Source organism: Treponema sp. SP13 (assembly GCF_050938355.1).
GTDB classification, from domain to species: Bacteria; Spirochaetota; Spirochaetia; order Treponematales; family Treponemataceae; genus Treponema_D; species Treponema_D socranskii.
The window spans coordinates 128,473-147,908 of record NZ_JADOVM010000001.1 but is presented as its reverse complement, the minus strand read 5'-3'; the positions used below and the strand labels follow the sequence as shown (position 1 = coordinate 147,908).

Here is a 19,436-nt window from a genome sequence, read left to right as displayed (position 1 = left end):
GCGGTGTTGCAAGCCGATCGAAAAAAACGTTTCCCTTTTTCAGCGCGATGTTTTTAAAACGCGCCTCTCTTTTCGGCGGAGGATCGCTTCTTCGATCAGCAATTCGGTGAGGCAGGTAAAGCTCAAGCCTTCGCTTTCACAGGCTTTCGGAAACATGCTGATAGCCGTAAAGCCCGGCATCGAATTGATCTCATTGAGATAGATTTCGCCAGAGTCTTTGTCGAGAAAAAAATCGATGCGGCTCAAACCCGATGCGTCGACGATTTTGTATGCGTTCAGTGCGATGTTTCTGATCTTTTCGCGGAGGCTTTCGCTTATGTCCGCCGGTATGCGCACGCCGTCGCTGTCTTTGTATTTTGCGTTGTAATCGTAAAACTCGTGCGTCAAAACGATTTCACCGGGTCCATATACGGTAACGCTTTCGCGCACTCCTTCCGCCGCCGTCGTATTGCCGGTGACGGCGCATTCGAGTTCGCGGGCGTTTATCGCCTTTTCGATAAGCACTTTATCGTCCCACAAAAAAGCGTCCGCAAGTGCGACCGAAAGCGCCTTTGCGTTTTCCGCTTTTGCAGCACCGTTCGAAGAGCCCGCCGCGCAGGGCTTTACAAAAAGCGGAAAGCCGAGTGTACTGACGGCTTTTTCTACGAGCGCATCGTACGCGCGCGAATCGAGTACATCCGCTCTCCGAACCGTAACGTAGGGGACGATCCGAATGCCTGCCGCCTGAAGGACGACCTTTGTTTTTTCTTTGTCCATCGTGAGCGCGCTCGCCGTGACGGAGCAGCCGACATAGGGGATGTCCGCCGTTTCGAAGAGTCCCTGAATCGTGCCGTCTTCGCCGTTCGTGCCGTGAAGGACTGCGAACGCGACGTCGATGTCGAGCATCCTGCCGCCTGCCGAAAAGGCCGCATTTTTCATTCCGGGTGCGACCCTTATTTCAGCGCCTTCTTTTTCCGTTACCCTAAGCGCCGCCTTTGCGTCGGCTTTTACGCGGTCGAGTTCGGCATCGTCTTGTAAAAACCATCGTCCGTCTTTTGTGATGCCGATGAGAATGATTTTATGCTTTTTGCCGATGTGCCGCGCGACCGCCGCGCCCGACATGAGCGATACTTCGTGTTCGCCGCTTTTTCCGCCATAGATAAGTGCTATCGTCATAGAACGAGTATAGCACTTTCGGTGCGGCTCGGGAATGGCTTAGCGCGTACCGAATTACGGGCGCCGTCGTGTAAACGCGCACGTCGAGCAGACGTACAAGATGCGTGCAAAACACACACTGAAACTCAAACGAGCGAGATAAGCGGGCGATAATATGCACGCGCGTACTTGCGGATTTTGCCGAGATACGCTACAATTTTTTAAGTTAGCCTAAGCTAATCAAAACGGCATTGCCGCGCGCGTACCGGCAGAAGACCGATACGCGAAGGAAAGGTGTAATCGATGAAAGAAAAAAAACGTTCGGCTGTTTTTTGGATCGTAGAATTTGCGGAAGATCGGAAAATGTACTATGCGTTGAGCGTGCTTACGGCAGCTCTCGGCGTTTTATGCGGTATCGCTCCGTATTTTTTTATCGCCGATATCATAAAAAAACTTTTGGCGGGTACACGCGTTTTCGGCTTTTTTGCAGCGGATCTTATTTTAATAATGTTGTTTTGGGCATTTCGCGTCGTCCTGCATGCACTTTCGACTTCTCTTTCGCACAAAGCGACATTCCGCGTGCTTGCCGAAATCAGAAAGAGATGCTGCGATAAACTTGCTCGATTGCCGCTCGGCAGCGTGCTCGATATTCCGTCTGGTTCTCTCAAAAATACGCTCGTCGAAAGAGTCGACAGCATCGAAACGACGCTCGCGCATGTCGTACCCGAGTTTACGGGAAACCTCTTCGGACCGCTTTGCGTACTCATCTATCTCTTTTTTATCGATTGGCGCATGGCTCTCGTATCGCTCATCTCGCTTCCGATCGGTATTATCTTCGGTTCGTGTATGTGGATAGGCTATGAAGCGTCGTGGAAGCGGGTCATCGACAAAACGAAAGCGCTCAACGATACCGCGGTCGAATACATCAACGGCATTGAAGTTATCAAAGTGTTCGGCAAAGTGAAAAGTTCGTATGACCGCTTTGTCGTTGCGGCGAAAGAGGGTGCGTCCTGCTTTATCGACTGGATGAGGAGAGCCAATATATTTTTTACGCTTACGATGGTGATCACGCCCGCGACGCTTTTGTTTGTTCTGCCCGCAGGCGGATTTTTTGTTAAAAACGGATCACTTGCCGCGACCGATTTTATTCAAATAATCATTTTGAGCGTCGGATTGATATCGCCGCTCATCACCGCAATGTCGTATACCGACGATATGGCAAAAGTGGGCGTCGTTATCGGTGAAGTTTCGGATATCCTCGAACGGAAAGAACTTTCGCGTCCCGACAAAATGACCGAAGAACCTGAGGGAAATGCGATCCGCCTCGACGGCGTGCGCTTCGCATACCGCGAAAAAGAAGTGCTGCACGGCATAAGTCTTGAAATCCCCGACGGTTCGGTGTGCGCTTTGGTGGGGCCTTCGGGAAGCGGCAAATCGACGATCGCAAAGCTCATCGCGTCTTTGTGGGACGCAGGCGAGGGTGTCATCACTTTAGGCGGCGTCGATATCCGAAAGATTCCGCTCGAAGCGTACAACAGACGCATCGCTTTCGTGTCGCAGGATAATTATCTTTTCAACGAAAGCGTGCGCGAAAATATCCGTATCGGAAAAGAGGGCGCGAGCGATAAAGAAGTCGAAGAAGCTGCGAAAAAAAGCGGCTGCCACGAATTCATCGAAAGCCTCGAACACGGCTACGATACGATCGTCGGAGACTCCGGCGGGCACCTTTCAGGCGGCGAGCGGCAGCGCATCGCGATCGCGCGCGCCATGCTCAAAGACGCGCCCGTCGTCATCCTCGACGAAGCGACGTCGTACACCGACCCCGAAAACGAAGCGGTCATCCAGTCGTCGGTCGCAAAGCTCGTAAAAGGGAAAACGCTGCTCGTCATCGCGCACCGCCTTTCGACGATCAAAGACTCGGACAAGATCTTCGTTATCAAAGACGGAACGCTCGACGATGAAGGGACGCACCGCGAACTCCTTTTGCGCGGAGGTTTGTATGCGAAGATGTGGGAAGCGCACATATCGGTCAAAGACGGCTTGAGCGCAGTGAAAGGCTAGGAGATACGACAGATGTTTAAAATATTGTTTAAGTTTTTTGATTTTGCGGGCGGCATCAATAAAAAGAAATTCCATATAGCCGTCGTGCTCGGTATCGTCATTGCTATGTGCGACGCGATGAAAATTCCCGCGATCGCAGTTATGATTTCAGCGATCGTTTCAAACTCGCTTACGACCCGGACGATCTTTACCTGTACCGCCATCATGCTCGGCAGTATGGTCGTCAATTTTTTTGTGCGCTATACGTCGACGATGCTGCAAACGGAAGCGGGCTATACGGCATGTGCGGACAAGCGGATCGAAATCGCAGAGCACTTGCGCTATCTTCCGATGGGCTATTTTAACAATAACAGTCTCGGCTCCATCACGTCCGTGACGACGAATACGATGGAAAGCCTCGGAGATATCGCGGCGCGGGTGGTGATGATGACGACGCAGGGTATTTTAAATACGGTGCTTGTTGCGGCGATGATTTTGTTTTACGACCGGAGGATCGGCATCGTCGTCGTTCTGGGCCTCGCGCTCTATTCGCTCGTAAACCGGGCTATGCAGCGTCAGGCGGCGCACCTTGCTCCGCAAAAGATGAAAGCCGATACGGACCTCGTCGAGAGCATCCTCGAATATATTCAAGGCATTGCGGAAGTAAAAGCCTACAATCTGACCGGAGCGGCCGCGAAAAAACTCGTCAAAGCGATCGACGGCAACGCCGATATCAACATTCGGATGGAGATGAAATTTATCGGTTACATGACCGCGCAGAATTTCATCACAAAGGCGCTCGGAGTTGCGATGAGCGCGCTTTCGATAGCATTGTATATCGCGGGTTCTATGGATCTGCTCGTCGCTGTCGTTATGATCATAAGCTCGTTTATGATTTACGCTCACCTCGATGCGGCGGGAAATTATTCCGCGCTGCTTCGCGTCATTGACGCGAGTATCGATAAAGCGAAAGCCATCCTCGATTTGCAGCCGATGGATACGAGCGGTGAAGACATTGCGCCGAAAAAATGCGATATCGATATCGAAGATATCGGCTTTTCGTACGATACGCGGAAGATCATCGACGGCGTGTCGCTGCATATTCCCGAAAAAACGACGACGGCTTTTGTCGGGCCTTCGGGCGGCGGAAAGACGACGTTGTGCAGCCTTGTCTCGCGCTTTTGGGACGTGCAGGAAGGGCGCGTGCTTTTGGGCGGCGAAGACGTAAAAGCGTACAGCATGGACAGCCTTATGAAAAATTTCAGTTTCGTCTTCCAAAACGTCTACCTCTTTCACGATACGATAGCGAACAATATACGCTTCGGGCAGAGTGACGCGCCCATGTCGAAAGTTATCGCCGCGGCAAAAAAAGCGTGCTGCCACGAATTTATCTCAGCTCTTCCGGACGGCTACGATACGGTTATCGGCGAGGGAGGGGCGAGTCTTTCGGGCGGAGAAAAACAGCGTATTTCCATTGCGCGTGCGATTATGAAAGACGCTCCGATAATCGTACTCGACGAAGCGACTGCGAACGTCGATCCCGAAAATGAAAAAGAACTTATGGAAGCGATCGACGCGCTGACGAAAAAGAAGACGATTTTGATGATAGCGCATCGCTTGAAAACGGTGCGCGATGCGGATCAGATCGTCGTAGTCGATCAGGGCAAAATCGCCGAACAGGGAACTCACGCATCGCTTATGAGAAAGAACGGCATATACCGCCGCTTCGTCGATGCGCGAAAGCTCGCCGTAAGCTGGAAGATTTAGCAAAGACGATTTTAATAATTAATAAAATCGGCATTCGACCTGATAAACGCGGAGTGCTTGGCTTATGCGTAGCCCAGTTCGGACAGGGCGGCGAGCGCTTCGCGTATTTCATCGTAGGGCAGGGTTTTGTCCTTGTAGATGATCGAATTTTCGTGCGACTTTCCGAGGAGCAGCACGATGTCTCCGCCTGCCGCCATTTTAAAAGTTTCGCGGATCGCTTTCGATCTGTCGTGAATGATAAAGAGATCGACGCCTTTTTTTTTGCCGCGCTTTTCGGCGCCTTTTGCGATCATTTCGAGCAGCGCTACGGGATCTTCTCCTCGCGGATCTTCATCGGCGAGCACGATGACGTCGCAGAATTTTGCGGCAATTTCTCCCTGCAGCGGCCGCTTTGTCAAATCGCGCTCTCCTCCCGAACCGAAGAGGGCGAAAAGCCTTCCCGTACATCTTTTTCTGATCGGAGGAAATATCGTTTCGAACGACGAAGGCGTGTGCGCGTAATCGACGATGAGTTCAAAGGGCTGTCCCCTGTCGATAACCGTCATGCGTCCTTTGACGGGAGTGAGTGACGGAAAGTGGTGCGCGACCTCTTCAAAGGATTTTTGCGTAACGCTGCTCACCGCGATGAGGGACGCCATGAGATTGTATGCGTTGAACGCACCGGGAAGCGGGGCGGTGACGTGGATGACGGGACGTTTTCTCGGAAAGGCGGGATCGTCGCTCGCTCGGAATACGGCGTCTTTTCCGTCCGCGTCGATCGTAAACGAAATACCGAATCTCGCCGATGCGATGTTCCGAGCCGTCATGCAGCGGACTCCTTCGGGCACGGGCGGAAGGGCGACCGCATCGGCTCCCGTTTCCGCTGCGGCTTTTCCCGCTTGTCCTTCGGTCGTAAACGCATAGACGGGATGCTTTGTCGAATTGATACAATAGACTGCCGACGGATCTTCGGCGTTGACGACTCCGATGGAAGGAATTTTCATCGGAGTGCCGGCGATCGTTTTTACGTGGTCGCACTTGTCGAGCGCGCGGAAAAGGTTCGCTTTATCGCTTCGGTACTGCTCGAAGGTTTTGTGAAATTCAAGGTGTTCGAGCGTGACGTTCATAAAAACCGCACAGTCGAATTGGACATTGCCGAGTCTGTTCGTCAAAACGGAAAGCCCGTGAGAAGAGGATTCGATGACCGCATAAGTACAGCCGTTTTCGAGCATCGCGTTGAGACGGTTTTGGATAATCGGCGCTTCGGGCGTCGTCTGATGTTCGGGGTTGGGGAGGGCATCGCCTCCGAGGGAATATTCGACTGTCGAAATAAAGCCCGCTTTTTCTCCGCACAGGCGTAAGAGCTGCCAGATAAACGAAACCGTGCTGCTTTTCCCTTCCGTACCCGTCACTCCTATGACGATGAGGCGCTTTGACGGGGAATCGTAAAAAGCGTCGGAAACGGGCGCCATGGCAAAACGCGCATCGTTTACGCGCAAAAAGGCCGGAAGATATCGTTTCGTTTTGCCGACGGCGCTTTCGATCGCACGTCGCGCGATGACGTTTGCACATTCTCGCCGAACTTCGTGAGGAATATCTCCCTGATAGACGACTGCGTTCGCGCCCGCTTCAAGCGCTTCGGATATAAAATCGTTTCCGTTTTGATGCGTTCCGGGAAGCGCGAAAAAAAGCGAACCCTCTTTTACGTCGCGCGAATCGAATGCGAGATTCGTGATCGGAATATTCATGATATCGACGGTTTCGACGGAGCTGATTCCGTCGGCTGCAAGCGCTTTGTGCGCAAAAGAAGGCAGCAATTGTGACAGGAGCTTTTCCATAATACAGCGATTGTAGCGATAAATATGCGGTTTTTCAATTGCCGCATACTTTGCTCGAATGCGTACGATATCGGGAATTCGTGCGATTGCCATAGTGCACGATTGTTGTTACAATTCTTTTCAGAAATTTGTTTATCGAAAAGAGGCTTCGTATGGCTAAAAAAAGCAAAGTGATTCTCGCGTATTCGGGCGGACTCGATACGACGGTCATCATTCCGTGGTTAAAGGAAAATTACGATTACGACGTCATCGCCGTCTGCATCGATTTGGGACAGGGTGATGATTGGAAAACGATAAAAGCGCGCGCGATCAAAACGGGCGCTTCGGCGTGTTATGTCGTCGATGCACGAAAAGAATATATCGAAGAATATATTTGGCCTGCTCTGAAAGGCGGTGCGCTCTACGAAGACCGATATCTGCTCGGCACGTCGACGGCGCGTCCTCTTATCGGAAAAATTCTCGTCGAATACGCTCGACAGGAAAAAGCCTGTGCGATCTGTCACGGCGCGACGGGAAAGGGCAATGACCAAGTCCGCTTCGAACTTGCGATCAAAGCGTTTGCGCCGGATCTCCGCGTCATCGCCGCGTGGCGCGATCCGAAGTGGGATCTCCAAAGCCGCGAAGACGAAATCGAATACCTTGAAAAAAGAGGCATTCCCGTTCCGGTAAAAAAATCGTCGTCCTACAGCTGCGACGAAAATATTTGGCATATCAGCCACGAGGGTCTCGAACTTGAAAAGACGGAAAACGAACCCGACTGGAAAAACATGCTCAAAATCACAAAGCTGCCGGAAGCGGCTCCCGACAAAGCCGAATACGTAAAGATCGAATTCGAAAAAGGTATTCCCGTTGCGGTCAACGGAAAAAAGATGGATGCTCTTTCACTCATGGAAACGCTCAACAAAATCGGCGGGAAAAACGGCATCGGATTAATCGACCTCGTCGAAAACCGCTGCGTCGGCATGAAAAGCCGGGGCGTATACGAAACGCCGGGCGGGACGATTTTGTATTACGCGCACGAGCAGCTCGAGCACTTGTGCCTCGACCGCGATACTTATCACTACAAGCAGCAGATCGCGCTCAAGCAGGCGGAGCTCATTTACAACGGTTTGTGGTTTACCTCTCTCATGAGCGGTATCATGGCGTTCAACGACAAAGTCGAAGAGACCGTGAGCGGCTGGGTGCGCCTCAAATTGTACAAGGGCACGATGCAGGGTGCGGGTTCGTTCTCGCCGTACAGCTTGTACAACGAAAGCATTGCAAGCTTTACGACAGGCGATCTCTACGATCACCGTGACGCGGGCGGCTTTATCACGCTCTTCGGTTTGCCGCTTACCGTGCGCGCAATGATGGAACAAAAAGCGGGTAAAGGACAGGCTGTCGTAAAAAGCCGTTCTTTGAAAAAGCGGCCTACGGAATAAATCGACATGAAAAAAAATATAAAAAAAATAGTCTTCGCTCTCGCGGTGTCGTTCTGCATGATTTCCGCTTCCGCAGGCGATGAAGGGACGGTCGATTCGTCTACCGTGGTTTTTCCTTCATACGGGGATGACGGGTACAAACTCGCTGTGAAAAAGACCGAGCGCTTTTCGGCGGCTCTTCCGAATCTCGACGAAAAAGCGGCGGCCGATCTTGTCGGAGGAAAGATGATTTCTTTCGGCAACGGAAGCGGGGAAGATTTGACAAAGTATGTGCCCTCTTCGAGTGCCGCCGCGAAAAAACTTGCGGCGGCTCCGCAAGGCAAACAGGGCTTTGCCGTCGTATCGTGTGCGATTATCCCGTATCCCGCTTCGTGGAAAAATATGAGCGCGGACGAAAAGCTTCTTTCCCTCTACAATGCGCTCGGACGCGTTTCCGCGCAAAAGGGCATTACGTATATTTCGCGCCGCGCGGGCTATAAGCCGAAAACGCTTTTTACGCGCTCGTACTACATTGCAGATACCGAGCATACGGAAAATGCGCTCGCCGATCCCGTTGCAAGCGAAGTTCCCTCTTCCGACCGGCGCTACGTGTTTCAGGAAGATACGTCGTTCGGCGAAAATACGTATCTCCACACGTACACCGATTCCGCATCCGAAATCTTCGTCGAAATCACAAACTGTACGCCGATGAAATATCACGGAGTGACGTGCTTAAAAGAGCGCGAAATGGAAATGTGTATTTCGGCGTATCCGCTCGAAGAAGGCATTTTCTTTTCTTCCGCCGCAATCGTTACGGGGCAAAAACAGACGGTAACCGTTCTCTTTATAAAAGTGGATTTGGCCGACGCATTTAAACGCCGTACCGATGCGCTCTACGAGTGGTTCCTCAATCAAATTAATAATTAATAATCGCTGTGCCGTCTGTTGTACACGAATACGACGATCGCCATGGCGATGATGACGGTGTAACCTGCAAAACTCATCGCATCGGGTATTTGGCCGAATGCTATATATCCCATGAGCGACGAAAATAAAATTTGCGAATAATCGAATATGCTGATCTTTGCGGCAGGTGCCGCACCGTACGCGGCGGTTATAAAAAACTGTCCGCCTGCCGCCGCGATTCCTGCTCCGAACATGATAAGCAGTTGACGGCCGGTCATCGGTGAAAACCGAAAGAGTAAAAACGGAACGGCAAGGAGCAATGAAAGAAGCGAAAAGCAGGCGATGATGAGTTTGCCGTTTACGTTTATCGTTCTTAAACGGCGGACGCACGCGTATGCGAATCCCGCGCCTGCGCCTCCTAAGAATCCGACAAGTGCAGGGAGCATCGCCGCAATGTCGAACGAAGGTTTTATGACGAGAGCCGCTCCCGCAATCGAAATACAGATCGCTGTAAGCGGAACGGGCATAATTTTTTCTCCAAGCAAAACAAAGCTGAAGACGACGGCGAAAAACGGAGACATTTTATTGAGAATCGATGCGTCTGCGATGTTGATTTTGTCGAGGGTATAGAAATTTCCGAATAGGGCGAGAGAACCGGCAAGCGATCGTAAAAAAAGCAGGCAGATGCTTCCTCGCGGCAGTACAAACGGGTGCTTTCCTTCGCGCTGTTCTTTTATCAATACTACGCATGCGATAAAAAAAGCTATAACATTGCGGAAAAACGCTTTTTGCATAAAGGGTATGTCGCCTGCAAGGTGTACGAGCATTCCCATAAGCGCAAAGCAAAACGACGCGCAGACGATATAGAAGACGCCTTGTGCGATGCGGGCTTTGCTGTATTCGTGGGGCATATTTGAATTATAATCCGAAACGACGATATCCGTAAAGCTTGAAAATACACAGCGCCGCCGGAAATCAATTTTTATCTAAGGGCAGTAACAAATCGTAAGAATTTATGAGGTACGCGAACTCACCGAATCCGTCCGCAAAAGGCAGCCTGTACGGTAAAGGGCTTTTGTATGTCGCCGCCCGTTTCGCGCCTGAACGATCCGAATCGTTCGTCGCATCCGGTGCAGTCATCGCATACGGCGATATTTTCATCGCGGACGCCTGAGGCTTCGAGGAGCGCAAGATTTGCTTTTTCAAGCGAAAGCCGGTAGCGCTTTGCCTTTCCCTCATTTTGCAAAAGAGTTGCCGCTCCCGAAAGCCGAGCGCGGCTTCTGCCTGTGTCCACGCTTTCGGCATTGGCATATCCGCTTTCGTCCGCTCCGCATACGCAATCGCCGCAAAAGTTCTTTTTAAAATACGATGCGCGCTCTTCGTCTACGATATAACAGCAGCTTCGTATATGCGGACCGAGTACGACGGATAAGTATTTCACATCCGCCCCATATGTTTGCCGCATTACGGCGATCGCTTCCGTAACGATTCCCGTCCCTTTCCATCCCGAATGAACGACGCCGAAAACGCCCCGTTTCCGTTCGTAAAAAAATATCGGCATACAGTCCGCCGCCGTGACGACGGGCATAAGCGATGTGCGATCGGTCACGATACCGTCGCCTTGACGGCCGTAGGTATCTGCAGCGGATGAAACGGCGTATACGATTTTCGAATGAAGGAGTTCAAGCGGAACGGGCTCACAGGGTACGTCGTTTCGAAAAGCGCTTCTGCCCGATGCGATTTCTTTAAGCAGCGTATCGCGCGTTTCGTTCGTTTCGTCCCAACGGAATCGCATACTTCCCGCCTGTTTGAGCGTCATGCCCCAAAAGGGCGCATCGCGCATAAGAGGTTTACCGTTTGCATAAAAGGGAAGTACGACGTACGGCTCCGTACAGGCGAGGGTGATACGAGTCATTCGGCCGCCGCCGCATCGGAAGGGTTTTCGCGCGGCAAATTGAAGGGTTCGATTTCCGCCAGCAGTTTGAACGAATTTTGCAGTAAGCTTCGTACGTCGAGCATTTTGTCTCTGAAATCCTGATTGTCGCGTCCTTGAATCGTCATGAAGTTTTGCAGCACGTCGTAGTCGGCACTTTTGCTTTCATTAAAGATGCCGGAAAAAATATTTTCGATTGTACGGCATTCTCTGCAAAATGCGCCGCCGAGTTCGCGGACTTCCGCTTCGATTGCGAGCATGAGCGAATCGATGCGTGCCTGTCCTTTCAGCGAGCGTATGTGCTCGGATGCGATGCTTTCAAATACGATGCCCTTCGTACCGCGGGGGGCGAGCGATTCGGCGAACGCTTCGATTTTTTTATTTGTCGAAGCAAAGTCGTTGACCGCTTCGGAAAATTCGATGCGGTTTTCGTTTTTTAAAAAGATGCCTTCGAGCATGAGCGTCGTCAGCGTCGGCATCGCTTCTCCGTATTTATTCGAAGCAAACCACGCTAAAAATCCCGCCGTCATTTCACAACGGAACGGAATGCCGCCCCACAGCGACGCCCACGGACGGTAAGGCAGTTCGGGAAATTCCTGCAGTCCGAAATGCAGGGTAAGCGAATCGACAAGTTGATGTTTTTTTCTGTCGGCAAGCCACGAATTCCATCGCTCATCGAAAACCGCTTTCCATTGGCCGCGGAATTTTATCGCCCAGTCTTCCGCTCCCCCGAAAGGTTCGGGAACCCACGTACAGTTTCCGTGGACGATACGTCCGATCGCGACGAGCGGAACGGTTTCAATAAACATGCGTATGCTCGAAAGCGTCGCCGCCGACTTTTGCAAAAAGTCTTTCAACGCTTTTTCGGCACCGGCGTCAAGTGCGAGCGAGTGCACCATCTTTCGTCGGACAAAGAAAAAGAGGCTTTCAAGCACTTCATTTGAAATCAGCATTCCGTTCGACAGCACTCGGGCAAAGGCAGGGTAATCGGTGTGTGCGTTTGCAAAGGGACAGGTGTACGAGCTCGACGCGATCGCGGTAAACTGTGCGAGAAAGTGCAAATACGGCAGAGCGGTAAATTGCCTGAGCCATTCTACGGCGCGCACCGCTTCATACATATTCGCTTTTGCTGCGCTTGAAATATCGCGGATCGCCGCATCGAGCTTGCGTGTAAGCGAAACGCGCAATTCGTTCGTAAGCGGCCGGTCAAACGGGATCGAGTAAGGATCGGCTTCACTGTCGATTCGTTCCGCGATTTCGGGTGCGACGAAGGTGCTTAAAAAGACGTAAAATTCGCCGGGGTTTTCATACGCTTGGGCAATGTAGGGTTTGAAAAAAGAAGCGCAGTCGTGAATATCTTTGAGCTTTTCATAAAAGATCGATTCCAAAACACTGTGCGGAAAATCGATCAAGCCCGGATGCGCACGGGCGATCTTTTTCGCTTCATCTGCCATAAAATCTTTATTATAGAGCGTTTCCCTGCTTTGATTTGTAAGCAGCGCACGCAGCCATAAAACAAAACGATACAAAAGCGATTCGGTTTGTATGCGTACGTGCAGCGCTCTCGTATCGGATGCCTGTTCGTCCGGAACCGAAAGCGACTGCGGCACTTTTCCCGCATGTTCTTGTTTTAGCCTTTCAAGCAAAAACCGTCGTTCTTCCGCACTTATACCGGATACGAGTTTATCGAAAGAATTGTTGGACGCATCGTTTTTCAACATATCGTTTGTCAGTGTACTTTATATCGGAGCGAATGTCGAGTTTCGATTATCCGGTTGCCATAGGACAAAAAAAGCCGGCATAACGCCGGCATTTGCGGTCACGGCAATAAGCGCGCTCTATGCGTTCTTTTGCCGACCTTCATTTCATGCGCGGTCATTCCGACCGGCTGAATATCAGTGATCCAAGACAGTTGTGTACGGGGGATTTTCAACCATAGGCTGCCCTCCTTACCGCTCGTCCTCAACGGCGTTGGCCGTTCCGGCGTGCTTCTCACGCTCTGTCCCTTTCACCGCTTTTAAGTATACCACAGATTTCGAATAATGCAAGCAAAATTTTTAAAAAAAATACGGCTGCCCGAAGACTTCCGTTTTGGAAACTTTTCTTTTTATCGTTCCGCCGGTTGAGATTTTATGCGATTTTGCCGATAGTTGTAGAGAAGGAAACTGTACGCTTCGAACGGATGTACAGCTCCCAAATTGAAGATTTACTCGCTGTGCTGTTTTATGGGACGGCTATTTTAATACACGCTGCCGCCCCATACTTTACAGCGGAACACGCGGGGTAATTTCCTCGCAGGCGTTTGATGTTTCGAGAGGCATAAAATGGCGGAAGAACAGGCGGTACTGCAAAAGACGGCGGATACGGCGAAAGTAAAGCGCAGCTATACGGCGGGCGAATTCGAAGGCCCGCTCGATTTATTGTGGACGCTTATCAGAGAAAGCAAAGTCAATATTTACGATATTCCGATCGCCGAGATCACTGATCAATATCTTGAATATCTCGATTATGCGGTGCAGACCGATTTGGGCGATTTGTCGGAATTTTACAGTTGGGCGGCGAAGCTTCTCTATATCAAAAGCCGTATGCTGCTCCCCGTTGAAATCGAGTATGACGACGATGACGAAGACCCGCGGCAGGAACTCGTCGACCGCCTCATCGAATATCAAAAATTCAAACGGCTGTCCGCACTTATGGAAGAGCAGGAAGATACGTCGGAGTGGAATTTCGAACGCGCGAAGATTCAACGCGTGCTGCCCTTCGACAAAGACGACGGCATTTGGGAGCAGATCGATACGTGGGATCTCCTCCAGCAGATGCAGCGGATTTTTCGCGACATGGTTTCTCAGTATTCGAACGAAAAGATACTGAATATGTACGAAGAGATTTCGATCAACGAAAAGATCACGCTGATGAACGAAAAACTCGAAGAGGCGGACGAGTGCATGTTTACCGATTTGATTACGCGGCCGGGAAACGAAATGGATATCATCTGTTCGTTTATGGCGCTGCTTGAAGCGGTAAAAGACCGGATGATCGCGGTCTTCCAAAACAGGCTGTTTGGTGATATAAAGATATGCAGACTGAAAGGAGAACACGCGGCGGCTTCGGTTTCGGGCGCCGGCAGTGCAAGCGTACAGGGGTGACGGAAGCGGTATGGAGCTTGAAAAAGAAACGGCATTGATCGAAACGATTCTCTTTCTCGAAAGCGAACCCGTAAGCGAACGATCGCTTGCGAATATTTCGCAGCTTTCGAGCGAAGTCGTCAAAAAGTGTATCGATGCTTTAAAAGAACGCCTTGCCGAAAAATCGAGCGGCATCGAACTGCAGATGATCACCGGCGGCTGGTCGCTCGTTCCGAAAAAAGAATTGTGGCAAGTGCTGCGAGAACGTTACGGCTCTAAAAGCGAAGGAAAGCTTTCGCGCTCGGCTATGGAAACGCTTTCGATCATCGCGTATTCGCAGCCGATCACCCGCGGCGAAATCGAAGCGATCAGAGGCGTGTCCGCCGACAATATGATCCGTCTGCTTTCGGAGCGAAATTTAATAAAAGAAGTCGGCAAAAAAGACGTGCCGGGAAAACCGGTGCTCTTCGGCACGACAAAAGAATTTTTAAAATTTTTCCGTTTGAACAGCATATCCGAATTGCCGAAGCTCGACGAAGACGAAGCCGAGAGGTTCGAGCTTGCCCGCTGACTTTTCGTTTCCGATGAGGCTGCAGGCATACCTTGCTCGATCGGGCGTCGCAAGCCGCCGCGCGTCGGAAGAGTACATCGCGTCCGGCCGCGTTTCGGTAAACGGAGAAATCGTTACGGCGCTCGGTACGAAAGTGTCGTTCGGCGATAAAGTGGCGGTCGACGGCAAGATCGTTTCGCCCGAAAAAGAGTTCCGCTACGTGCTTCTCAATAAACCTGCAGGCTATGTGTGTTCTCTTTCCGATGAAAAGGGGAGACCGGTTGCATCCGATTTGTTAAAATCCGCGTATACCGAAAGGTTGTACAATGTCGGACGCCTCGACATGTTCAGCACGGGATTGATAATTTTTACGAACGACGGAGGCTTTGCGGCAACCCTTTCGCATCCGTCGGCGGAATTGGAAAAGGAATACGCGGTCGAAACGAGTACGCATATCCCGCGCACGCTTGCAGCCGATTTTGAAAAGGGCGTCCGCATAGACAATGTATTTTACCGCTGCATCAAAGCCGAAGAACGCAATGCGCGCAAAATGCACATCGTTTTGATCGAAGGCAAAAACCGTGAAATCAGACACGTGTTCGAATATTATCAAGTCGGCATCAAATCGCTCGAGCGCGTGCGGATCGGAAACGTAACGACCGACGGCCTTAAACGCGGCAAGTTTCGCGATTTAACGAAGGGTGAAGTGCGCGGTCTTCTCGCACTGTGCAAAAATTCGGGAACGGAGCGATTTTAGAAAGGCGCGGATGTATGGTGTGCGAAGCCGCCGTCTCGGAGATCGGACGACAACGATGATAAGGGAGGATATATGGTTATTGCGATAGACGGTCCGGCGGGTACCGGCAAAAGCACGATTGCATCTCTTCTTGCGAAAAAGCTCGGCATTACGTTTTTAAACAGCGGAAGCTTTTACCGCGCGCTCACGCTCGCGCTTTTAAAAAACGGCATCGATTTGAATGACGAACGGGCGGTCGTCGATTTTTGCAAAAAACAAAAACTCGATTACGTCGATTCGCATTTGATTCTAAACGGCGATGACGTCGAATCCTTACTGCACTCGGACGAAGTGAGCGCTCACGCGGCAGGCGTGTCCGCGTTTCCCGAAGTACGCCGTTTTGTCAACGCCCGCCTGCAAGAATTAACAAAATCGCTTGACATCGTTTCGGAAGGACGCGATATGACGACCGTCGTATTTCCCGATGCCGACTGTAAATTCTATCTCGACGCGTCGCTCGACGTACAGGCCGAGCGGAGATTCAAACAGGGCGTGAGCGGTATGACGCTCGAAGAGATCAAAGAAGCGATAAAAAAGCGCGACGAAATCGATAAAAACAAAAAAGAAGGCGCGCTCGTCGTCGCTCCCGACGCCGTATATATCGATACATCCACCTTGACGATAGAGAAAGTTTGTGAGATAATATTAAATCAAATTCACGAAAAAGGGTCAAAGATGGAAACACAGGAAGTGGAAAAGGAACAAAACCAGGACTCCAAGGATAAGTTCCAGACACAATTAGAAGAATCTCTGAACAGTTTGAGCACGCCGGAAAACGGACAGCTCGTCGACGGGACGGTCGTCGCGGTTACCGACGATACCGTATTTGTCGATGTAAACTGCAAATCGGAAGGCAGAATCCCCAAATCGGAGTTCGGTTCAAAAGCGCCGGAAGTCGGGGATACGGTTACGGTTAAACTCGTCAATAAATTCGGCAAAAACGGTCCGGAGATTTCCAAGCGACAGGCCGATGAAAAGCGTTTGTGGAAAGACATTACCCAAGCGTTTAAAGATAAAGCACCTATAGACGGTACGGTGACAAAGGTTGTCAAAGGCGGTTTTGAAGTCGATTTGGGCGGCGGCATCCGTGCGTTTTTGCCGATCAGCCAGTCCGACAGCCAAAAGGTCGAAAAGCCCGAATCGCTCATCGGTACCGAAAGCAAAATGTATATCGAACGGCTGTATTCCGACAACAAAGCGAACGTCGTCGTCAATCGCAGAAAATATCTCGAAGAGCAGATCGATAAAGCCCGCGACGAATTCTTTTCGAACGTAAAGATCGGCGACACGGTAAAGGGTACGGTAAAGAGCTTTACGAGTTTCGGCGCTTTTATCGACTTGGGCGGATTCGACGGCTTGCTTCACATAAACGATATGAGCTGGGGGCACGTCGCCCGTCCGAAAGATTTTGTTAAAAAAGGGCAGGAAATCGAACTCAAAGTGATCCGCATGGACGAAGCCGAAAAGCGTATCAACCTTTCGCTGAAGCACTTTACCGAAGATCCGTGGATGCACTTTGAAGATACCTATCACGTCAACGATGTCGTAAAGGGCAAAGTGACGAAACTTACCGACTTCGGCGCCTTTATCGAACTTGAAGAGGGCATCGAAGGGCTCGTGCACATAAGCGAATTTTCATGGACGAAAAAAGTCAACAAGCCGTCCGACATGGTAAAAGTCGGAGACGAAGTCGAATGCATGATCCTCGGCTACGATATTCAAGCCGGCCGCGTATCGCTGGGCTTAAAGCAGGTGACGGCGAATCCGTGGGATACGATCGGCGAAAAATATCCTGTCGGATGCCGCGTAAAGGGCAAAGTCGTAAAGATCACGAATGCGGGCGCCTTTATCGAACTTGAAGACGGCATCGACGGATTTTTGCACGGAGACGATATTTCGTGGACGAAAAAAGTAAAGCATCCCGGAAGCGAACTCGAGCAGGATCAGGAAGTGGAAGCGGTTGTCATCGAAAACGATGCGGAAAGTCATCGTATTCGGCTCGGCATCAAACAGCTTACCGACAATCCGTGGAAGCTCTTTGCCGAAGCGCATAAGCCCGGTTCCACGCTCGAAGGCGAAATCACGTCGATCACGGAATTCGGCATTTTCGTCAAAGCACCGGAAGGCATCGAAGGTCTGGTCAATAAAACGAATTTGAGCGAAGACCGTAACGTGCCCTTTGAAGAGGCGGTAAAAAATTATAAAGTCGGCGACAAGATCAACGTGTACGTCGTCGATGTCAACGTCGAAAAAGAAAAGATCGCTTTTTCCGTGCGCGAATTTAAAAAAGCGCAGGAGCGTGCGGCCATTTCGCAGTATATCGCAAAGCCGGATGAAAACGACGGCGCGTATACCTTCGGCGACTTTCTGCAGACGCAGAAAAAAGACTGATACTTTTACCGAAAACCGAGATGACTTCGATTGGTTTAGATGAACTCAATACGCTCATCGAAATCAACAACAGAATCAATTCGAATTACGCCGATTTGGACGCGCTGCTCGTATATATTCTCGAAGCGGCGATGCGTCTCGTTCACTGCGAATCGTCGTCGCTGCTTCTCGTAAACGATGACGGTACGCTGCGTTTCGTCATCGCACTCGGACCGAAAGGTGCGGAAGCGAAGGACATACCCGTCGATAAAAGCAGTATTGCAGGCTGGGTTTCATCTCACCGGCAGCCGCTTATCTTGCGGGATGTTACGCGCGATCCGCGTTTTTCCGATCACGTACAGCATAAAACCGGCTATGTTTCCAAAACGATGATAGCGGTTCCGCTGTGCGTCGGCGATGAGTGCATCGGCGTCATCGAATTGATAAATAAAGCGGGCGGCGAATATTTCGACGACGACGATCTCGAAATACTCAATATGCTGTGCAGCCAAGCGGGCATAGCGTATAGGAATGCGGCGAAGTATCAGTCCGCGCAAAATAAAATTTCCGCCCTGCAAAATACGCTTTCGGCGGGAAGCGATTATCATCCGTTTATCGCAAAGAGCCCGGTCATTTTGGATCTGCTGAAGATGATCGACGGCATCGCGACGACGAATCTTTCGATTATCATTACCGGTGAAAGCGGCGTCGGAAAAGAGCTCGTTGCCGAACAGATACACCGAAAAAGCGATCGTGCGGGAAAGCCCTTTGTGCGCGTCAACTGCGCAGCTCTTTCTCCCTCGCTGCTCGAAAGCGAGCTTTTCGGGCACGTAAAGGGTGCGTTTACCGATGCGAAAGCCGATCATAAAGGCTACTTCGAGACGGCAGACGGCGGGACGATATTTCTCGATGAAATCGGAGAGATGCCGCTCGAACTGCAGGCAAAGCTGCTTCGCGTCATACAGTCGAAGCAGTTTCAAAAAGTCGGATCGAGCAAAACCGTGTCCGTCGACGTGCGCGTCGTCGCGGCGACAAATCGCGATCTCGAAGCGATGATGAGCGAGAAAAAATTTCGAAGCGATCTGTATTTCCGCCTGAGCGGTATACCTTTAAAAGTGCCGCCGCTTCGTGAACGCAAAGAGGATATTCCCGCTCTTGCCGATTTCTTTTTGCAAAAGTTTTCGGGAGAGACAAAAAAGAATTTTACCGGCTTTTCGCGTTCGGCGATGGATGCCCTTTATTCGTATTATTGGCCGGGGAACATCCGCGAACTCGAAAATTCGATCGAACGCGCATGCGTGCTCGGCACGCCGCCTCTTATCAATGCGCTCGATCTGCGCATCGGTTATGAAGAGCGCGGAAGCGGCGAAGATGAAATCGAACGCATGGCGGGAGAATTTGCATCGAACGAATGCGGCGATCGTTCGCTGAAAGAAGCGGTTAATAAATTTAAAAGCGCTTATGTGCGCAAGATTTTGGAAGAAACCGCTTGGAATAAAACGAAAGCGGGAAAAATACTCGGCATCCAGCGGACATACGTTTCGCGCTTGCTGAACGATCTTCGCGATCGGGAAGAACTGTCGGAAGAGATGTGAATA

The 19,436-nt window shown here is 50.9% G+C and carries 14 protein-coding genes; 9 read left to right on the top strand and 5 right to left on the bottom strand.

What is annotated here, in order from left to right:
• Window positions 1–39: 39 nt before the first annotated feature.
• Window positions 40–1,155: a D-alanine--D-alanine ligase family protein gene (locus IZU26_RS00635; protein WP_433275957.1), complete on the bottom strand. Its 1,116-nt coding sequence runs from the start codon at window positions 1,153–1,155 to the stop codon at window positions 40–42.
• A 282-nt stretch (window positions 1,156–1,437) separates the two neighbouring features.
• On the opposite strand from IZU26_RS00635, the gene IZU26_RS00630 reads away from it, so the two are divergent.
• Window positions 1,438–3,195, top strand: coding sequence for an ABC transporter ATP-binding protein (locus IZU26_RS00630; RefSeq protein ID WP_433275956.1), 1,758 nt, complete (start codon window positions 1,438–1,440; stop codon window positions 3,193–3,195).
• Between the two features lie 12 nt (window positions 3,196–3,207).
• Entirely contained in the window at window positions 3,208–4,941 is a 1,734-nt protein-coding gene (locus tag IZU26_RS00625) for an ABC transporter ATP-binding protein (protein ID WP_433275955.1), read from the top strand.
• A 62-nt stretch (window positions 4,942–5,003) separates the two neighbouring features.
• Here IZU26_RS00625 and murE read toward each other — a convergent pair whose 3' ends face one another.
• Window positions 5,004–6,758 carry a UDP-N-acetylmuramyl-tripeptide synthetase gene (murE, locus tag IZU26_RS00620; RefSeq protein ID WP_433275954.1) on the bottom strand — a complete coding sequence of 585 codons (1,755 nt, stop codon included), beginning with the start codon at window positions 6,756–6,758 and terminating at the stop codon, window positions 5,004–5,006.
• 152 nt (window positions 6,759–6,910) lie between these two features.
• Between murE and IZU26_RS00615 the strand changes: the two genes are divergently transcribed.
• A complete protein-coding gene (locus IZU26_RS00615) occupies window positions 6,911–8,179 on the top strand; it encodes an argininosuccinate synthase (protein ID WP_021330048.1) in 1,269 nt (422 codons plus the stop codon).
• A 6-nt stretch (window positions 8,180–8,185) separates the two neighbouring features.
• Window positions 8,186–9,085 carry a DUF6675 family protein gene (locus tag IZU26_RS00610; protein WP_433275953.1) on the top strand — a complete coding sequence of 300 codons (900 nt, stop codon included), beginning with the start codon at window positions 8,186–8,188 and terminating at the stop codon, window positions 9,083–9,085.
• Here IZU26_RS00610 and IZU26_RS00605 read toward each other — a convergent pair.
• The 3 genes from IZU26_RS00605 to IZU26_RS00595 all read right to left on the bottom strand — a co-directional run bounded on the left by IZU26_RS00605 (window position 9,082) and on the right by IZU26_RS00595 (window position 12,718).
• Window positions 9,082–9,975 carry a DMT family transporter gene (locus IZU26_RS00605; RefSeq protein ID WP_433275952.1) on the bottom strand — a complete coding sequence of 298 codons (894 nt, stop codon included), beginning with the start codon at window positions 9,973–9,975 and terminating at the stop codon, window positions 9,082–9,084. The genes IZU26_RS00610 and IZU26_RS00605 overlap by 4 nt on opposite strands.
• 119 nt (window positions 9,976–10,094) lie before the next feature.
• Window positions 10,095–10,979 (bottom strand): polyphenol oxidase family protein, encoded by an 885-nt coding sequence (locus IZU26_RS00600; RefSeq protein ID WP_433275951.1) that lies wholly within the window; start codon window positions 10,977–10,979, stop codon window positions 10,095–10,097.
• Complete coding sequence (locus IZU26_RS00595; protein WP_433275949.1) at window positions 10,976–12,718, bottom strand: DUF5312 domain-containing protein; 1,743 nt, start codon at window positions 12,716–12,718, stop codon at window positions 10,976–10,978. Before IZU26_RS00595 ends, IZU26_RS00600 begins: the two co-directional genes overlap by 4 nt.
• 603 nt (window positions 12,719–13,321) lie before the next feature.
• Here IZU26_RS00595 and IZU26_RS00590 point away from each other — a divergent pair.
• The 5 genes from IZU26_RS00590 (at window position 13,322) to IZU26_RS00570 (ending at window position 19,433) form a co-directional block, all read left to right on the top strand.
• Entirely contained in the window at window positions 13,322–14,143 is an 822-nt protein-coding gene (locus tag IZU26_RS00590) for a segregation and condensation protein A (protein ID WP_021330038.1), read from the top strand.
• A 10-nt stretch (window positions 14,144–14,153) separates the two neighbouring features.
• Window positions 14,154–14,693 carry an SMC-Scp complex subunit ScpB gene (scpB, locus tag IZU26_RS00585; protein WP_021330069.1) on the top strand — a complete coding sequence of 180 codons (540 nt, stop codon included), beginning with the start codon at window positions 14,154–14,156 and terminating at the stop codon, window positions 14,691–14,693.
• Between the two features lie 13 nt (window positions 14,694–14,706).
• The gene (locus IZU26_RS00580) at window positions 14,707–15,429 is read left to right on the top strand and encodes a pseudouridine synthase (protein WP_433276981.1); all 723 of its coding nucleotides are present in this window, start codon (window positions 14,707–14,709) and stop codon (window positions 15,427–15,429) included.
• 72 nt (window positions 15,430–15,501) lie between these two features.
• Window positions 15,502–17,859: a 30S ribosomal protein S1 gene (gene rpsA, locus IZU26_RS00575; protein WP_433275948.1), complete on the top strand. Its 2,358-nt coding sequence runs from the start codon at window positions 15,502–15,504 to the stop codon at window positions 17,857–17,859.
• 20 nt (window positions 17,860–17,879) lie between these two features.
• Complete coding sequence (locus tag IZU26_RS00570; protein ID WP_433275947.1) at window positions 17,880–19,433, top strand: sigma 54-interacting transcriptional regulator; 1,554 nt, start codon at window positions 17,880–17,882, stop codon at window positions 19,431–19,433.
• Window positions 19,434–19,436 lie beyond the last annotated feature (3 nt).

Excerpts from the sequence above, each read along its gene's own strand:
- IZU26_RS00635 (WP_433275957.1), bottom strand. The coding sequence starts at position 1,155 with ATGACGATAGCACTTATCTATGGCGGAAAAAGCGGCGAACACGAAGTA.
- IZU26_RS00630 (WP_433275956.1), top strand. The coding sequence starts at position 1,438 with ATGAAAGAAAAAAAACGTTCGGCTGTTTTTTGGATCGTAGAATTTGCG.
- IZU26_RS00625 (WP_433275955.1), top strand. The coding sequence starts at position 3,208 with ATGTTTAAAATATTGTTTAAGTTTTTTGATTTTGCGGGCGGCATCAAT.
- murE (WP_433275954.1), bottom strand. The coding sequence starts at position 6,758 with ATGGAAAAGCTCCTGTCACAATTGCTGCCTTCTTTTGCGCACAAAGCG.
- IZU26_RS00615 (WP_021330048.1), top strand. The coding sequence starts at position 6,911 with ATGGCTAAAAAAAGCAAAGTGATTCTCGCGTATTCGGGCGGACTCGAT.
- IZU26_RS00610 (WP_433275953.1), top strand. The coding sequence starts at position 8,186 with ATGAAAAAAAATATAAAAAAAATAGTCTTCGCTCTCGCGGTGTCGTTC.
- IZU26_RS00605 (WP_433275952.1), bottom strand. The coding sequence starts at position 9,975 with ATGCCCCACGAATACAGCAAAGCCCGCATCGCACAAGGCGTCTTCTAT.
- IZU26_RS00600 (WP_433275951.1), bottom strand. The coding sequence starts at position 10,979 with ATGACTCGTATCACCCTCGCCTGTACGGAGCCGTACGTCGTACTTCCC.
- IZU26_RS00595 (WP_433275949.1), bottom strand. The coding sequence starts at position 12,718 with ATGTTGAAAAACGATGCGTCCAACAATTCTTTCGATAAACTCGTATCC.
- IZU26_RS00590 (WP_021330038.1), top strand. The coding sequence starts at position 13,322 with ATGGCGGAAGAACAGGCGGTACTGCAAAAGACGGCGGATACGGCGAAA.
- scpB (WP_021330069.1), top strand. The coding sequence starts at position 14,154 with ATGGAGCTTGAAAAAGAAACGGCATTGATCGAAACGATTCTCTTTCTC.
- IZU26_RS00580 (WP_433276981.1), top strand. The coding sequence starts at position 14,707 with ATGAGGCTGCAGGCATACCTTGCTCGATCGGGCGTCGCAAGCCGCCGC.
- rpsA (WP_433275948.1), top strand. The coding sequence starts at position 15,502 with ATGGTTATTGCGATAGACGGTCCGGCGGGTACCGGCAAAAGCACGATT.
- IZU26_RS00570 (WP_433275947.1), top strand. The coding sequence starts at position 17,880 with ATGACTTCGATTGGTTTAGATGAACTCAATACGCTCATCGAAATCAAC.